The sequence below is a fragment of the Bradyrhizobium sp. CCBAU 53351 genome (assembly GCF_015291745.1).
Classification (GTDB): domain Bacteria; phylum Pseudomonadota; class Alphaproteobacteria; order Rhizobiales; family Xanthobacteraceae; genus Bradyrhizobium.
This window is the reverse complement of record NZ_CP030059.1, coordinates 5,763,638-5,777,289: the sequence shown is the minus strand read 5'-3', so window position 1 is coordinate 5,777,289 and position 13,652 is coordinate 5,763,638. Positions and strand designations below refer to the sequence as shown.

Here is a 13,652-nt window from a genome sequence, read left to right as displayed (position 1 = left end):
ATGTTCGATCCGGCCACGACCGCGCTCTTGCGCGCCGTATCCGACGAGGTCTGCGAAGACGTCTCGCGCCACGAAACCGCGGCGCGCACCCATGTTGCTTCGAGGATTCTGGAAGCGGCGACGAACGGCGACAGCTCGCCGGAGAAGCTGAAGCAGGTCGGACGCGCGGCCCTCCACGACGCTCCGACCATGTGGCGATAGGTCGAGGAAGGCTGGGGTGAACTTCCAGGTCACCGTGCTCAAGATCCTGGTGAGCTATCCCGACGGGTTCGCCGTCATGGTCGATCTCAAGCGCGACATGGCGATCCTGGCGACGAGCGGGCGCGACTGGGCCGAGCGGACCAAGCGCCTTGCCGCTCGCGTGCCGGAGCTCGACATCTTCTCGCAAGGATTGGTCGAGCGTCTGAATGGCGGATGGCGGATCACGGAGAAGGGCCGTGCCGTGCTGGGGTTCATGGAAGCCAAGCCTGCCGAGACAACGACGGAGAGCGCTGCGCCCGCCGTGGAGCCGCCGGCTTCAAGTCCAGCGGCGTCCACACCTCTCGCCGCCAGGCGCTCCGGCCGAAGCCAGCGCCTGCAGCGCCGTCGTGCGGCACGCGAGCGGGCCCGCGCAAAAGCTTGCTGAACGCCCGCTTGTGCGTTGAGGCACGCGCTCGGGAAAAACTGGAAACTTTGCCGACTGTGTCGAGTTGCCAGCGATCGGATCGGTCGCCGGGAGCGCAGAAATGGTTGACGATGTCGTCTTGAAGAACGCCTCGGAGACCCCCTGGAACGTGTACCGCGCTCGGCGCCCCGACGTCGGCGCTCGCGACAGCCGACGCTGTTTGCTGGAGCGCCATCTGCACAGGAGATGGGAAGAGCGCCAGGGTGATACCGGAGAGCTCGCCAGCTTCGGGATCGCTTACCTGCACCGGCTTCCCAGAGACGAATGTTGACGTGCATGAAAATGCTATTGGCACGCGCAGCCATCGGAAGCACAAGGCCCGGTTGGACGCTGCTCGCGATTTCGTTTCTGATCTCCGCGATCATCGTGATCGGCTTGCGCATCGTGTTCGGAGCCTAGCTCGATGCGGATCGCCCAGCTTGCCCCGTTGGCCGAGAGCGTCCCTCCGAAGCTGTACGGAGGCACCGAGCGGGTGATCGCCTGGCTGGTAGACGAGCTCGTCGATCGCGGGCACGACGTGACGCTGTTTGCGAGCGGCGACTCGAGCACGAAAGCCAAGCTCCATGCCGTGTGGCCGCGCGCGCTACGCCTGGGGCGGAAAGGCGTCGATCCGAACGCCGCCTGCGCGCTCTTGATCGAGGCCATCGGCGAGCGCGCGCGCGATTTCGACGTGATTCATTCTCATGTGGATTGGTTGCCTCTGCCGGTCCTGGGCCGCACTGGAGTGCCGTTTCTGACGACCATGCACGGGCGGCTCGACCTTCCGGGGCTGCCCGATGTGATCGGCACTTTCCCGAAGGCTCCTTTTGTCTCGATCTCGGACAACCAGCGGCGTCCGCTCCCGGACGCGAATTGGATCGCGACGATTCCGCACGGGCTGCCCAAGGATCTGTTTCGTCCCTCCTACGAAGCCGGATCGTACCTGGCCTTCCTCGGGCGGCTGACGGCGGAGAAGGGGCCTGAAGCAGCGATACGCATCGCGCGGGCGGTTCAGATGCCGCTCCGGATCGCCGCCAAGATACCCCGGGCCGAAACGGCCTACTTCAAGAAGAAGCTCGAACCCGAGATCGATGGAGAGACGGTCCAGCTCATCGGCGAGGTGGACGAACTGCGGAAGCAGCCGTTCCTCGCCGGCGCCTCCGCCTTGCTGTTTCCGATCGATTGGCCCGAGCCCTTCGGCCTGGTGATGATCGAGGCGATGGCATGCGGGACGCCGGTGATCGCCTATCGCTCCGGATCGGTGCCGGAGGTCGTGGAGGACGGCGTCACCGGATTCATCGTGGACGGCGAGCAGGAGGCGATCGAAGCAGTCGAGAAGGTCATCCGCTTGGACCGACGAAGGGTCCGCGCCCGCTTCGAGGAGCGCTTCGTCGCGAGCCGAATGGCGAAGGAATACGAAGAACGATATCGCGAGCTGGTCGCTGGCAGGTAGCGCCTCCGAAGGAATCGTTCGGCCGAAACAAAACGGCCCGCCCGGCGTACCGGACGAGCCGCTCGTTAAATCGGCCTGCGATCAGTGCTCGGTGCAAACCTTGGTGGTCTTTACGGCGGACTCGGCCTCCGTCTTGGTCTTGTAGACGCCGTTGCCCACCACTGTCGTGGTGGTGGTCGTCGGCTTGGTGTCGACGACGGTGCATTTCTTGGTCGTCGCATCGCGGACGATGTAGAACTCGGCGGCACTGGCGGCCTGGGTGCCGAGAGCGAAAGCGGCGAGCGCGCCGCACACGACCAGCTTCTTCATGGAGTTCTCCTCAAGCAGTTGTAAAGTGGCTATTGCTAACGAGGCGGACGCGGCAGAAGTTCCACTTTTTCCCGGTCTGGAAGCCATGATGGAACCGCTTTCAGGTGGTCTGCTTGCCCCCCTTGATGACCTGAAATCGCGGTCCGGCCAGCCTGTTTGGCGGCACGACAACCGGCTCGAAATCCGTGTCCTGTCCTTGCGCGCCCTTGCAATTTGGGCAGACGAAGAGGTGCGCGATCATCGTCGTGGGATTGTCCCGGACGAGTTCGGACCGAAACCATTTCATTGTTACACGGCAATTTGGACAGCTAGGATTGCCGACGTCCCCCAAGGAATGCCTTAGTCGTTTCATCGGCCGCCCCGCCGCTCGGCATTTGGTAAGTCGTAGCACCTCGGACGTGGCGCGAATGTATCAAAAGACACAGCGGGCCACGGTGCCATGGAGATCGTGTGGGAGCGGCGTTCGCACGACGGGCGGGCGGGCGACGCCGTCTTGGTGAACGCGTGCTTGCCCTTCCGCGAAGCAGCATCTCTAGCCGCCGGGCAAATCGCAAGCTCGATCTCGCTGCGGATTGCCAGATTTTCCCGGCTGGAACCGAAGGCGGCGCCGAGGGTTGATCGGCGTCCACATTTGGGAGGTTTCAGATGAACAAGCGTTTATTCTTGGCCACGACCGCTGCGGTTGCCATCGCGACTTCGGCATTCGCGCAATCGTCTCCGAGCACGTCGAGCTCCACTCCGTCCGCAACGCAGCAAAAGGACTCCACCTCGACGCCGTCCTCTTCGACGTCGACGCCCTCGAATTCGTCGGGCTCGGCTCAGACCACTCCCTCCAGCAACTCGGCTCAGAGCCTGTCGCCGTCATCGACCAACCAGACCTCTGGTAGCCCGCCGTCCAATTCCGGGTCAGGCACCAACACCACCCAGGCGCCCGCCTCGGGCAACTCGACGAACCAGGCCCAGACCAATCAGCCGACGAACCAGTCCACGACGCCGTCCAACCAGGCGCAGACCAACTCGCCGTCTGGCACGACGCAGAGCGCCAATCCGCCGGCTTCCGGCACCAACCAGGCGCAGTCGCCCTCGGGTAGCGGCTCGACCAATACCGCGCAGCAGCCGAACAATCAGCAGAACACGGCGGATCGTTCGTCGAACACCAACGTGAATGCGTCGGTGAACATCAACGACCAGCAGCGGACCCGGATCAGCGCGTCGATTTCGCACCTGAACGTGCAGCCCCTCACCAACGTGAACTTCTCCTTGTCGGTGGGCACCGTCGTCCCGCGCGACATCCGGCTGCAGCCGCTGCCGGCCGAGGTCGTCGAGATCGTGCCGCAGTATCGGGGCTACAACTTCGTCCTGGTGAAGGACGAGATCGTGATCATCGAACCATCGACCTACAAGATCGTGACCGTCCTGCCGTACTCGGGCCGTTCGACCGCGTCGGCGCCGGCGCGCACCGAGCAGCGCAAGGTGACGTTCAGCGACCGTGAACGCGAGGTCGTCCGCAAGCACGCCAAGGCGCGACCGGTCGAGCGCGAGAAGCGGGTGACCACCGGCAGCTCGGTCCGGACCGAGATCCGGACCGGCGAGCGCGTGCCGGAGGGCGTGGAGATCGAGGCCTTCCCGGAGGAGGTCTATCGGGATGCTCCGACCCTTCGCGAGTACCGGTACATCAACCGGGACAGGCGCACCTACATCGTCGAACCTCACGAGCGTCGCATCATCGAAGAGATCGATTGATCTCGCAACCGAAGGAGAAGAACCATGAAAACCATCGTGTTGGGAGCGCTCACGGCGACCCTGATGGCAGCGTCGGCGAATGCCGCCCCGCTCGCCCCTGCGGCCATCGCATCGGCCGAGCTCGGTGCCAGAGCAGGTCAGGCTCGTTTGTAACGAGTACGGTCGCTGCTACCGGACCCGCGGCCCACGCTACGTCCAGCGCTACTACGGCGGGGACGACGGGTACGTGGTCCGCCGGAGCTACGGCTACTATGGCGGCCCCGGCTACTACGACCGCGGCTACGGCTACTATGGCGGTGGGCCGAGCATCGGTTTCAGCTTCGGTACCCGGAGCTGGTGAACTACGAAAGGGCCGCTCTCGAGCGGCCCTTTCTCCGTCGGTTCCTGTGGGGATGATGAGATGTCGGCTGTTGCGAAGCTCCTGGCCCAGAAAGAGCAGTTGCTCGCGCGCCTTGAGACCGATCCGGGTCCGAACGAACGGGCCGAGATCCAGGCGTTGCTTTCAAAGATCGAGACGGCGCTGAAGCTGCTCGGCAACACCGCTGCCGCGGTCGACGAGTAGTGGTCGGCGAGCGATTTCGCTGAAGCTCTCCCGAACAGATAGCCTGCCGGTATGAAGGCCCCAGCTCTAGGGGGCTATGAGCTGGGGCCAGTACCGGGTTCGCCCCTAGGGCAGGGGCGTTGGGAAAACTTGGCAGCCAAGCCTTCGTTCCTGCGTGAAGGAAGTTTGGATCTTCGCGCATCCACACCCGCTGAAGTTCCGGACGTGCGGCCGCCGGTTGATCGCTAGGTCGGGGGTGCTCGCCTCGTCTCGCCGAGCTCCTGGACCACCCGCACGATCTCGTCCGGGTGGAAGGGCTTTCTCACGATACGGCTGCCTTGGACCGGGCGAGGCGGGACCGGCGAGAAGCCGGTCGCGTAGACGACCGGCAAATTCGGGTACTGCTCCCGATAGCGCTCCGCGATCTGCCACCCGTCGACCTGCCCGGGTAGCCTCACGTCGGTGATCAGAACATCCGCGACGCGGCGGTCGCACCAAGCGAGCGCTTCCTCTCCCGTGCTCGCATGGATCACGTGATAGCCGGCCTCGCGCAGGGCATCGACGACGAATTCGCGGATCAGAGGATCGTCTTCGACGAGAAGTACGCTCACTGGGGGCTCTTGTGGATTTAGTGTCTCACATTCGAACGGCGCAACGTTGCGGTCGTTCCCGGCTCTGATGCAGCTTGCGAGAGCGCTGGGCCCGTGGCCTGGAGCAGACGCGCCGTAGTGAGGAACGGGCATGCGTGGCTGCGGTTCTCTGTCCATGAACAGGCTCTTCCCTCTCGTCCTGGAGCATGGGCTTCCGACAGTAGCCAGGTACGCCATTTCGGCGTGCATCATGCTGGGCTGCGCCGTCCTGCAGATGGCACTGCAGATGCAGACGGGTTCGCCGGGATATTTCCTGCTGCTTCCCGGTGTGTTTCTCTCGGGCCTCGTCTTCGACCGCGGCTCTGGAATTTTCGCAGCCATCATCGCGGTCGCCATCGGGGCCTACGTCGGCTATGCCAGCAACAACGGCATGGACTACTTGGCGACTAACGCTCTCTTCGCCATCACCGCAGCCGGAACGGCCGCCGTCGCCGAATTCCAACGCTCCGAGCTGGGGCGGGTGGTTTTGGCCGACAAGACGAAGGCCCTGCTGCTGCAGGAGATGGCTCACCGGACGAAGAACAACCTCGCAATCCTTGGCGGTATGATTAGGCTGGAGGCGAGACACGGCGGTTCGGAAGTCGCGGCCGCGCTGGAGGCCACCGCGCGTCGCCTGCAGGTGATGGCGGAGGCCTACGACCATCTCTCGCCAAAGCGGGATTCGAACTCCGTGAACATGCGCTTTTTTTTGAACAACGTCGTGGAAAAGGTCTTCCAGTCTTTGGCGCCTCCCGGGCCGATTGCATTTCAGGTGGTCTGCGAGGACATCGACCTGGCCAGCAGCCATGCGCTCGCGATCGGCATGATCACGAACGAGCTTGTCACGAACTCGCTGAAGTACGCTTTTCCCGCCGACAGGCCCGGCCACATTGCGGTCTCGTTCGCAAGTGGAAGCGGCATCGAGCTGTCGGTTTCCGATAACGGAGTCGGTCTGCCCGAGGGGGCAGAGCCCGGCGGATTGGGGTCGCGCATCGTCCAGTTGCTCGCCCAGCAGCTGGAAGGTGAAACTTCCTATGAACGGCTTGATCCTGGCCTCAACGTCCGGGTGCGGGCGAACCCGCGATAGCAGCGCGTTCGGCGAGCGGTCGCTGTCGTGGTGGGCTCTTTGAAGAAGGCAACGAACACATCGGTCGGCTTTGCCGGCAGAAGTTCGCCGTAGCAGCCCGGCATGCACACCGGCACCGCCGCCGCCGCGTCGGATCGAGACGCCGAAATGGGAGTGACGACATCGTCTTGCCACGGTCGTGTTCGTTCATGGCTGTTTCTGGCATCAACACAAGGATGCTCGAAATCCACACAGCCGGCGACCTGCAAGAATTTCTGGGCCGCAAAACTCTCGCGCGACACGTCCCCGGGACGCCGATAGCAGAAAAAAACTTCGCAAGATCGGGCGGCGAGTTCTGGTCATCTGGGAATGCGAGATCCGTACCCGAGATCTGCTCGCCGCCAAACTGAAGCGCTTCTTGGATAAGTCAACCCTGACTCTCATCCGGTGAATCGCACCTCCTGAAGGCCACAGGGATAAAGGCGGTCCTGCGATCGAGCGCAACTCGCATATCGCGGCACACCACGCATGCAAGGCTTTTCGAAAGTTTGCGGATGGGCTGCTGCCTGGAAGGCTTTTTCCGTGCGAGCAGGGAAAGCGACCAGTGGACCCAGTGGAGGCAGATGATACAGGGCCGGCGGCCAAGGGGACCGACTGGACGGCCGAGCAGGTCACCATCGCAGTCGCTAAACTATTTCCTGATGCTCGGACGCGAACGAGCCACCGACAAGATTGGCCGAGCACTACCGGCGGCTGGAGCGGGAGGTGGGACGGTCGGAGAAGTCGATCGAATGGAAGCAACGTGTCGGCTGTTCTGGAGTGGCTCGGGATCGCCTGGATTCCGGGCCTGTTGCCCACAATTCGCAGGACTCCCTGTCGCAGTCCGTCGAGGTCCGGTTGGGTCTACATCCGAAAATTGTAACGGACCCCGTGCCGTTGAAGCCGCGCTTCACGTCGTCAGTGACTGGCCAGAAGCAAAAGAGTCTGCCGGCCTTGAAGACGTTCGCCACCCTATAAGAAATGCTAAGCCTTGTGGAACTTAAGTGTCTAATTGATATGAGCTATTTGGAATTATCGCGGCAGAGTGTTGCAAGCCGGCTACAGCAACGAGCGAGGGAAAGGTTAAGGTGTGCTCGGCAGTGGGGGTACGCGTGTCGTGCTTTCAACTCTTTTTCGGGGAGACACTTTAGTGAGAAGACTTCTGATGACAACGGCCGGGGCATTGGCGCTCGGTCTATCGCCTCCGGCCAGCGCGGCAGATCTGGCTGCGCGTCCCTACACGAAGGCACCTCCAATGGTCGCCGCGATCTACGACTGGAGCGGCTTCTACATCGGCGCCAACGGCGGTTGGGGCTCAAGTCGCAACAGCTGGGATTCGGTTGCCCCGTTCCTGGTGGGCCCCGAAGGTTCGCACGACGCAACGGGCGGCGTTGCGGGTGGTCAGATCGGCTATCGCTGGCAGACTGGAACATGGGTGTTCGGCCTCGAAGCGCAGGGCGACTGGGCTGACCTGCGAGGCAGCAACTTGAGCACGCTCTTCGGACCGGGCTTCCGTAACGAATCGCGGATCAATGCGTTCGGTCTGTTCACGGGTCAGCTCGGCTGGGCCACCAACAACGTCCTGTTCTACGTCAAGGGCGGTGCTGCTGTGACCGACAATCGAAACCGGATCTACTCGACTGCGACTGGCGCCTTGCTTGCCAGCACCGGCGATGACACCCGTTGGGGCGGTACCGTCGGCGTAGGCTTTGAATACGGCTTTGCCCCCGGCTGGTCGGCTGGTGTCGAATACGATCATCTGTTCATGCAGGATCGCACCCTTACCTTCACAACCCCCGCGGGCGTTGCATTCGGTGCGGATCGCATTCGTCAGGATGTCGACCTCGTCACGGTTCGCGTGAATTACAAGTTCGGCGGGCCCTCTGCCGGACGGTACTGACCGCAGCTTTCTCATATCCAGTAAACTGGCCTGGCCGCATTTGCGGTCGGGCCTTTTTCTTCATCATTTTGTTTTCGCTTCTTGATTGTCTTGAACACCAATGAGCGCCCGCCTGAAAGGCGATGAGGTGGAGTCCGCTGTGGGTCAAAAGTGGCCTCCAGTCGGCATGGCCGTGAAGGTCAGCTAGTCATCTGGAACGCAAGTTCGTCACATTAGTTGATAGCTCGAAGCTCTACAGAGGAGAGTGCTCGTGGCGAATGCGGGTGTGCGAGGCCGGCCGATTGCGCCGTTGGTGCTGAGTCAGCAGGAGCGGACGTACCTGGAGAGGCAAGTTCGTCGTCATCGTGTTGCCCGGTCGCTATCTGAGCGATGCCGCGCGATCCTGCGATGCGCGGATGGATTGCCTAGCAAGTCTGTGGCTGCCGAACTCGGCCTCCACGAACACACCGTTGGCAAGTGGCGTCGCCGATTTTTGAAGGACCGCTGTGATGGCCTGCTTGACGAGGCACGCCCTGGCCGCCCTCGAACCATCAACGATGATCAGGTTGCCGCGGTGATCGAGCGGACGTTGCGGACGACGCCAGCCGATGCGACGCACTGGTCGATCCGCTCGATGGCTGCGGAAACCGGCTTTTCCCACACCACGATCCGCCGAATGTGGGCGGCGTTCGGCTTGCAGCCGCACCGTAGCCAGACATTCAAGCTATCGAGCGATCCGCTGTTCGTCGACAAGGTACGCGACATCGTCGGCCTTTACCTGTCCCCACCGAACCGAGCCCTTGTTCTGAGCATCGATGAGAAAAGCCAGATTCAGGCACTCGATCGCGAGCAGCCGGTCTTGCCGATGATGCCCGGCATACCGGAGCGTCGTACGCACAGCTATGTGCGGCATGGTACGACCACGCTGTTTGCCGCGCTCGATGTCGCCTCGGGGTTCGTCATCGGCAAATGCTACAAGCGCCACCGGGCAGTCGAGTTCTTGAAGTTTCTAAAAGAGATCGATGCTCAAGTCCCTGAAGGCCTCGATGTCCATATCGTCATGGACAACTACGCCACCCACAAGACACCCAGGATCAAAGCGTGGCTCGCCCGTCGGCCGCATTATCATGTCCACTTCACGCCGACTTCCGCGTCATGGATCAATCAGGTCGAACGCTGGTTCGCTGAGCTCACCAGAAAGCAGATCCAGCGAGGTGTTCACACCTCCGTCAGGCAGCTCGAGGCCGATATCCGTACCTTCATCGACCTGCACAACAAAAATCCCAAGCCCTTCAAATGGACCAAGTCCGCAGACCAGATTTTGGCTTCCGTCAAACGCTTCTGCCACAAAGCCCAGCAGACTTTATGTGGCGAACTTTAGATTCACGTGACTAGGGGCCAACAGCGGAAATCCAACTTGGGTTGAAATGAAGAGGGCCGCCAACCCGGGGGCGTCTTTAGTCAATGCGCGTCCGGGTGAAGACGCCTATGATCACACCGGTATGGTCCCGAACCGTCACAGTCTCTCGGCTTCGCTCTGCCAACTTCTTGCCCACTTGCAGAGCTTCCCGGGGGCGGTCTAGATCGAGAGAGATCAGCAAATATTTTGGACGGGACAGAGCCGGCCCATCAGTTCGCTCTGTAAGGACATGCCAGGGGGTATCCGTCCGCCGAAATGCTGGATAAGTTGCTCCCGGAGGGCTGAGACGGGCATTCGATGCGTGACGAGATGCTGACATTCCTGAACGGGGGAGGACGGATGGGAGAGCGCATCCGCCTGTTCGACTGGAGGTCAAATTCACTCGGGCCTCCGGATTCGTGGCCGCAATCGCTTCGTTCGGCACTGTCCATTTGCCTGTATTCGAGCTTTCCAACGGCGATCTATTGGGGGCCGGACTTCAGGCTCCTTTATAATGACGCGTGGTCTGTCATCCCGGGCGAGCGCCATCCCTGGGCTCTCGGCCGCCCCGCCAAGGAAGTCTGGTCCGACATCTGGCACGTCGTCGGCCCGCAGTTCGAGAACGTGATGGCCACGGGTGAGGGCTTTTCTACCTATGACGAAATGCTGCCAATGGTGCGTGGCGGCGTCCAGCAGGAGACCTACTGGAACTACAGCATCAGCCCGATCCGCGGCGAAGACGGCGAGGTTGCGGGCATCTTCAATCAAGGCAATGAGACAACTCAAATTGTCCTGGCGCGGCGTAGCTCCCAGCAGGAGATTGCGCGTCTCTCCCTGATGTTTGAACAGGCGCCAGGCGCGACGGCCGTTCTGCGGGGGCCACGCCATGTCTTTGAAATCGCAAACCCCGCTTACTTGCAGTTGGTGGGCCGTAACGACATCCTCGGCAAGTCGGTCGACCAGGCCCTGCCCGAGGTGGCGTCGCAAGGTTTCATCGAGCTACTCGACACCGTCTACAAGAGCGGAGAGCCTTACGCCGGGCGCGCCATTCCGGTCGTCCTGGATCGAAGTGGAATTCGCGAGCAGCGGCATCTCGACTTCGTCTATCAGCCGATAAGCGACGGCGCGGGCGACCGGTACGGCATTTTCGTGCAAGCGACCGATGTGACGGACACGATCCGGGCGGTGGCTGCTCTTCGCGAAAGCGAGGAACGTTACCAGGCCATCGTTAACTCCATCGACCAGATGATCTGGTCGACGCTGCCTGACGGCTATCATGATTATTACAACGACCGCTGGTACGAATATACGGGGATGCCCAAAGGTTCAACCGATGGTGAGGCCTGGAACGGAATGTTTCACCCCGATGACCAGGAGCGAGCCTGGAAATTGTGGCGCCACAGCTTGGCTACGGGCACCCCCTATCATATCGAGTATCGGCTGCGGCACCGCTCGGGTGAATATCGCTGGGTGATCGGACGTGCACAGTGCGTCCGCAACGAGGCGGGCGAAATCATCCGCTGGTACGGCACGTGCACTGACCTGCATGATTTGAAAATGGCCGAGGAGGCCCGGCAGCTGCTGATGCAAGAGCTGAATCATCGGGTGAAGAACCTCTTCCAGCTCTTCGAGGCCATGGTGTACATGACGGGCCGATCGAGCAATACGACGGCTGAAATGAGCTCCGCGCTTAAAGCACGTTTGCAAGCGCTATCGCGGGCACATGACCTCGTCCGGATCGGCGCAGCAGATTCGATGCCGGCGCATTCGGTGTTGCTCATCCATCTTGCTGAACAGATATTGGCACCGCATTTGAGTGACGCGCAACATGGCAAAGTGAGCTTGGCCGGACCGGAAATCCTGCTGGGCGAGAAATCAGCCTCCGCTATGGCGCTCATCCTGCATGAGCTTGCCACGAACGCTACCAAGTATGGCGCACTGGGTCGTGCAGACGGGAAGGTGATGATCGGCTGGGAACTTGCTGGAAAAGATCTGGTTCTGACGTGGAGCGAGCGCAATTCCTCTGCTGCGATTGCCAAGCCGACATCGACCGGTTTCGGCAGCAGGCTCATTAAGTCTGCGGTCGAAGGGCAGCTCGGCGGAAAAGTCGATATTGTTTGGAAGCCTTCTGGCGTACAACTCCGCCTGGAGTTAAGCCAGGCACGGCTGCGCGACTGATCGGAGCACTTCGCTCAACGCAGCATTGATCACAGCGGTTCGCGATTTAGCTCGAAGTTCTATGTACTCCAGTCGCGTCCATAGAGCCCACTTTGTCTGATGTCTGAAAGGGTCAAGGGCCGTCCATGGCAGCCGGATGTCCCTGATGCGGTCATTCTTTGGAAGCGGAAATCGCAGCTCTGTGGGCGGAAGTCAGCCACGGGTCAGAAGCGCCGGTTTGAGCAGCGCCGCGTCACTTCCGGTATGCCCCCGATGCGCTAACAATACCTGAACTAAAACGCACTTCGCCATCGGGCCGATTCCGTTGAAAAAGGCGGGCAGTATTTCCTTGTAATGGCTCGGTCGCGATGTGGCCGAACTGCTCTACCGATCGCTATGCGAGCCTCGGGGTGGACATCGGGATCAGCTTGGCCATCTTTCTTAGGTTCTGGGCGGTGGCCGCCAGGATGAACTCGTCATGCGCACCGTTTGGACCTCGTAAGCGTAGACGGTCGAGTTTGAGGATGCGCTTGAGGTGCGCGAACAGCATCTCGATCTTCTTGCGGAGCCGACGCGAGGTGCGGCCCTCCCATGATCTTGCGATCTGGCGCGCCATGTCGCGAGCGCCCTCGTAGATCGAGCGTGGCACCCTCCGTGATGGCTGCTTGGGGCAGCATCGGGACTTCAATGCGCAGCGATCACAATCGTGCTTGCTGGCAAGGTAAAGCATGGTGGCGCCATCATTCACCAGCGTTCCGGTCGTGGTAAGAACTTTGCCGCCGGGGCAACGATAAACGTCCCCGGCGTGGTCATAGGTGAAGTCGTCGCGCGAGAAGATCCCGTCTGTGCGAGCCGACTTGTCGAAGACTGTAACGTGCGGCTCGATGCCATGCTCATAGACCAGCCAGGCGAGCATCTCGGCCGAGCCATAGCCGCTGTCGCCGAGGAGCCGGCTCGGATAGAGATCAAACCGCTCCAGCGAGCGCTCAATCATGCGCTTGGCAGCCAATACCTCCGCCTGCCGGATTGCCGTCGTCGCCTCAACATCGACGATGATCGCGTTCTCGATGTCGATCAGGTAGTTCGTCGAGTAGGCAAAGAAGGCTTGGCCGCCGTGCGCTCCCGTCCAGCGCGCCGCTGGGTCGGAGGGCGACACGAACTTCGGGGTCACTTCGGTGGCTGCTCCGAACGCGGCATCATCGAGGACAGCCAGATACTCGTCGATCGCTCGGCCGGCAGCCTCCGGTGGAAGTCCCTTGTCGCCTTCGATCCCCTTCTGCCGATTGGCATCGGCCTTGATCAGGCTCGCATCGACGGCGAATCCTTCACCACCGACCAGCCGCTCCTCGATACAGCGACGCAAAACGCTCTCGAACACGCACCGGAAGAGGTCGCTCTGTCGGAAGCGGCCATGCCTGTTCTTGGAGAACGTCGAGTGATCAGGTACTGCGCCATCTAGACCAAGCCGGCAGAACCATCGGTAGGCCAAGTTAAGGTGGACCTCATCGCACAGGCGCCGCTCCGATCGAATGCCGAAGCAGTAACCGATCAGCAGCATCCGGATCATCAGCTCGGGATCGATCGAAGGTCGACCGATACTACTGTAGAAAGGCGCCAGGTCCTGTCTGACCTCTTCAAGGTCGACAAATCTATCGATCGACCGGAGCAAGTGGTCGGCCGGGATATGCCTTTCCAGCGAGAACTCATAGAACAACGCGGCCTGCTCGACTTGCCGATGTCCCATCATGATCTTCAGTCCTGCCAATTAGACTGACTGAATCATTGATCCCTCTG

At 61.5% G+C, this 13,652-nt stretch carries 15 protein-coding genes and 1 pseudogene; 13 read left to right on the top strand and 3 right to left on the bottom strand.

Translation table 11 applies throughout. The features are described from left to right. From XH83_RS27460 to XH83_RS27445, 5 genes are all read left to right on the top strand, one after another. Positions 1-201 carry a hypothetical protein gene (locus XH83_RS27460; RefSeq protein ID WP_028141945.1) on the top strand — a complete coding sequence of 67 codons (201 nt, stop codon included), beginning with the start codon at positions 1-3 and terminating at the stop codon, positions 199-201. 16 nt (positions 202-217) lie between these two features. Beyond that, a complete protein-coding gene (locus tag XH83_RS27455; protein WP_028141946.1) occupies positions 218-625 on the top strand; it encodes a hypothetical protein in 408 nt (135 codons plus the stop codon). Positions 626-725: 100 nt separating this feature from the next. After that, positions 726-935 (top strand): hypothetical protein, encoded by a 210-nt coding sequence (locus tag XH83_RS27450; RefSeq protein ID WP_028141947.1) that lies wholly within the window; start codon positions 726-728, stop codon positions 933-935. Positions 936-940: 5 nt separating this feature from the next. Next, positions 941-1,063, top strand: a complete 123-nt coding sequence (locus tag XH83_RS40260; RefSeq protein WP_256379450.1) for a hypothetical protein — start codon at positions 941-943, stop codon at positions 1,061-1,063. A 4-nt stretch (positions 1,064-1,067) separates the two neighbouring features. After that, entirely contained in the window at positions 1,068-2,096 is a 1,029-nt protein-coding gene (locus XH83_RS27445; RefSeq protein ID WP_028141948.1) for a glycosyltransferase family 4 protein, read from the top strand. Between the two features lie 81 nt (positions 2,097-2,177). Here XH83_RS27445 and XH83_RS27440 read toward each other — a convergent pair whose 3' ends face one another. Continuing rightward, positions 2,178-2,405: a hypothetical protein gene (locus XH83_RS27440; protein ID WP_028141949.1), complete on the bottom strand. Its 228-nt coding sequence runs from the start codon at positions 2,403-2,405 to the stop codon at positions 2,178-2,180. Here XH83_RS27440 and XH83_RS27435 point away from each other — a divergent pair. From XH83_RS27435 to XH83_RS27420, 4 genes and pseudogenes are all read left to right on the top strand, one after another. Then, the gene (locus XH83_RS27435; RefSeq protein ID WP_158228804.1) at positions 2,404-2,748 is read left to right on the top strand and encodes a hypothetical protein; all 345 of its coding nucleotides are present in this window, start codon (positions 2,404-2,406) and stop codon (positions 2,746-2,748) included. The two genes, XH83_RS27440 and XH83_RS27435, sit on opposite strands and share 2 nt — an antisense overlap. A gap of 302 nt (positions 2,749-3,050) precedes the next feature. Then, positions 3,051-4,148 (top strand): DUF1236 domain-containing protein, encoded by a 1,098-nt coding sequence (locus tag XH83_RS27430; protein ID WP_194403770.1) that lies wholly within the window; start codon positions 3,051-3,053, stop codon positions 4,146-4,148. A 24-nt stretch (positions 4,149-4,172) separates the two neighbouring features. Beyond that, a pseudogene (locus XH83_RS27425) lies at positions 4,173-4,488 on the top strand (hypothetical protein). 60 nt (positions 4,489-4,548) lie between these two features. Continuing rightward, positions 4,549-4,710 carry a hypothetical protein gene (locus XH83_RS27420; protein WP_193374107.1) on the top strand — a complete coding sequence of 54 codons (162 nt, stop codon included), beginning with the start codon at positions 4,549-4,551 and terminating at the stop codon, positions 4,708-4,710. A 224-nt stretch (positions 4,711-4,934) separates the two neighbouring features. On the opposite strand, the gene XH83_RS27415 is transcribed toward XH83_RS27420, so the two are convergent. Further along, the gene (locus XH83_RS27415) at positions 4,935-5,300 is read right to left on the bottom strand and encodes a response regulator (RefSeq protein ID WP_035703238.1); all 366 of its coding nucleotides are present in this window, start codon (positions 5,298-5,300) and stop codon (positions 4,935-4,937) included. A gap of 229 nt (positions 5,301-5,529) precedes the next feature. Between XH83_RS27415 and XH83_RS39805 the strand changes: the two genes are divergently transcribed. The 4 genes from XH83_RS39805 (at position 5,530) to XH83_RS27390 (ending at position 11,879) form a co-directional block, all read left to right on the top strand. Next, positions 5,530-6,405, top strand: coding sequence for a sensor histidine kinase (locus XH83_RS39805; RefSeq protein WP_081492397.1), 876 nt, complete (start codon positions 5,530-5,532; stop codon positions 6,403-6,405). 1,183 nt (positions 6,406-7,588) lie between these two features. Further along, complete coding sequence (locus XH83_RS27400) at positions 7,589-8,323, top strand: outer membrane protein (protein WP_035703233.1); 735 nt, start codon at positions 7,589-7,591, stop codon at positions 8,321-8,323. A 250-nt stretch (positions 8,324-8,573) separates the two neighbouring features. Continuing rightward, positions 8,574-9,683: an IS630 family transposase gene (locus tag XH83_RS27395; protein ID WP_194402635.1), complete on the top strand. Its 1,110-nt coding sequence runs from the start codon at positions 8,574-8,576 to the stop codon at positions 9,681-9,683. Between the two features lie 336 nt (positions 9,684-10,019). Further along, positions 10,020-11,879 (top strand): PAS domain-containing sensor histidine kinase, encoded by a 1,860-nt coding sequence (locus tag XH83_RS27390; protein WP_035709162.1) that lies wholly within the window; start codon positions 10,020-10,022, stop codon positions 11,877-11,879. Positions 11,880-12,252: 373 nt separating this feature from the next. Here the strand turns inward: XH83_RS27390 and XH83_RS27385 are convergent, their stop codons facing one another. Then, the gene (locus tag XH83_RS27385) at positions 12,253-13,605 is read right to left on the bottom strand and encodes a transposase (protein WP_194403708.1); all 1,353 of its coding nucleotides are present in this window, start codon (positions 13,603-13,605) and stop codon (positions 12,253-12,255) included. Positions 13,606-13,652: the final 47 nt, after the last annotated feature.

Coding starts and splice junctions, on each gene's coding strand:
- XH83_RS27435 (WP_158228804.1), top strand. CDS start 2,404: ATGGAGTTCTCCTCAAGCAGTTGTAAAGTGGCTATTGCTAACGAGGCG.
- XH83_RS39805 (WP_081492397.1), top strand. CDS start 5,530: ATGCTGGGCTGCGCCGTCCTGCAGATGGCACTGCAGATGCAGACGGGT.
- XH83_RS40260 (WP_256379450.1), top strand. CDS start 941: ATGAAAATGCTATTGGCACGCGCAGCCATCGGAAGCACAAGGCCCGGT.
- XH83_RS27420 (WP_193374107.1), top strand. CDS start 4,549: ATGTCGGCTGTTGCGAAGCTCCTGGCCCAGAAAGAGCAGTTGCTCGCG.
- XH83_RS27460 (WP_028141945.1), top strand. CDS start 1: ATGTTCGATCCGGCCACGACCGCGCTCTTGCGCGCCGTATCCGACGAG.
- XH83_RS27400 (WP_035703233.1), top strand. CDS start 7,589: ATGACAACGGCCGGGGCATTGGCGCTCGGTCTATCGCCTCCGGCCAGC.
- XH83_RS27385 (WP_194403708.1), bottom strand. CDS start 13,605: ATGATGGGACATCGGCAAGTCGAGCAGGCCGCGTTGTTCTATGAGTTC.
- XH83_RS27390 (WP_035709162.1), top strand. CDS start 10,020: ATGCGTGACGAGATGCTGACATTCCTGAACGGGGGAGGACGGATGGGA.
- XH83_RS27450 (WP_028141947.1), top strand. CDS start 726: ATGGTTGACGATGTCGTCTTGAAGAACGCCTCGGAGACCCCCTGGAAC.
- XH83_RS27445 (WP_028141948.1), top strand. CDS start 1,068: ATGCGGATCGCCCAGCTTGCCCCGTTGGCCGAGAGCGTCCCTCCGAAG.
- XH83_RS27430 (WP_194403770.1), top strand. CDS start 3,051: ATGAACAAGCGTTTATTCTTGGCCACGACCGCTGCGGTTGCCATCGCG.
- XH83_RS27440 (WP_028141949.1), bottom strand. CDS start 2,405: ATGAAGAAGCTGGTCGTGTGCGGCGCGCTCGCCGCTTTCGCTCTCGGC.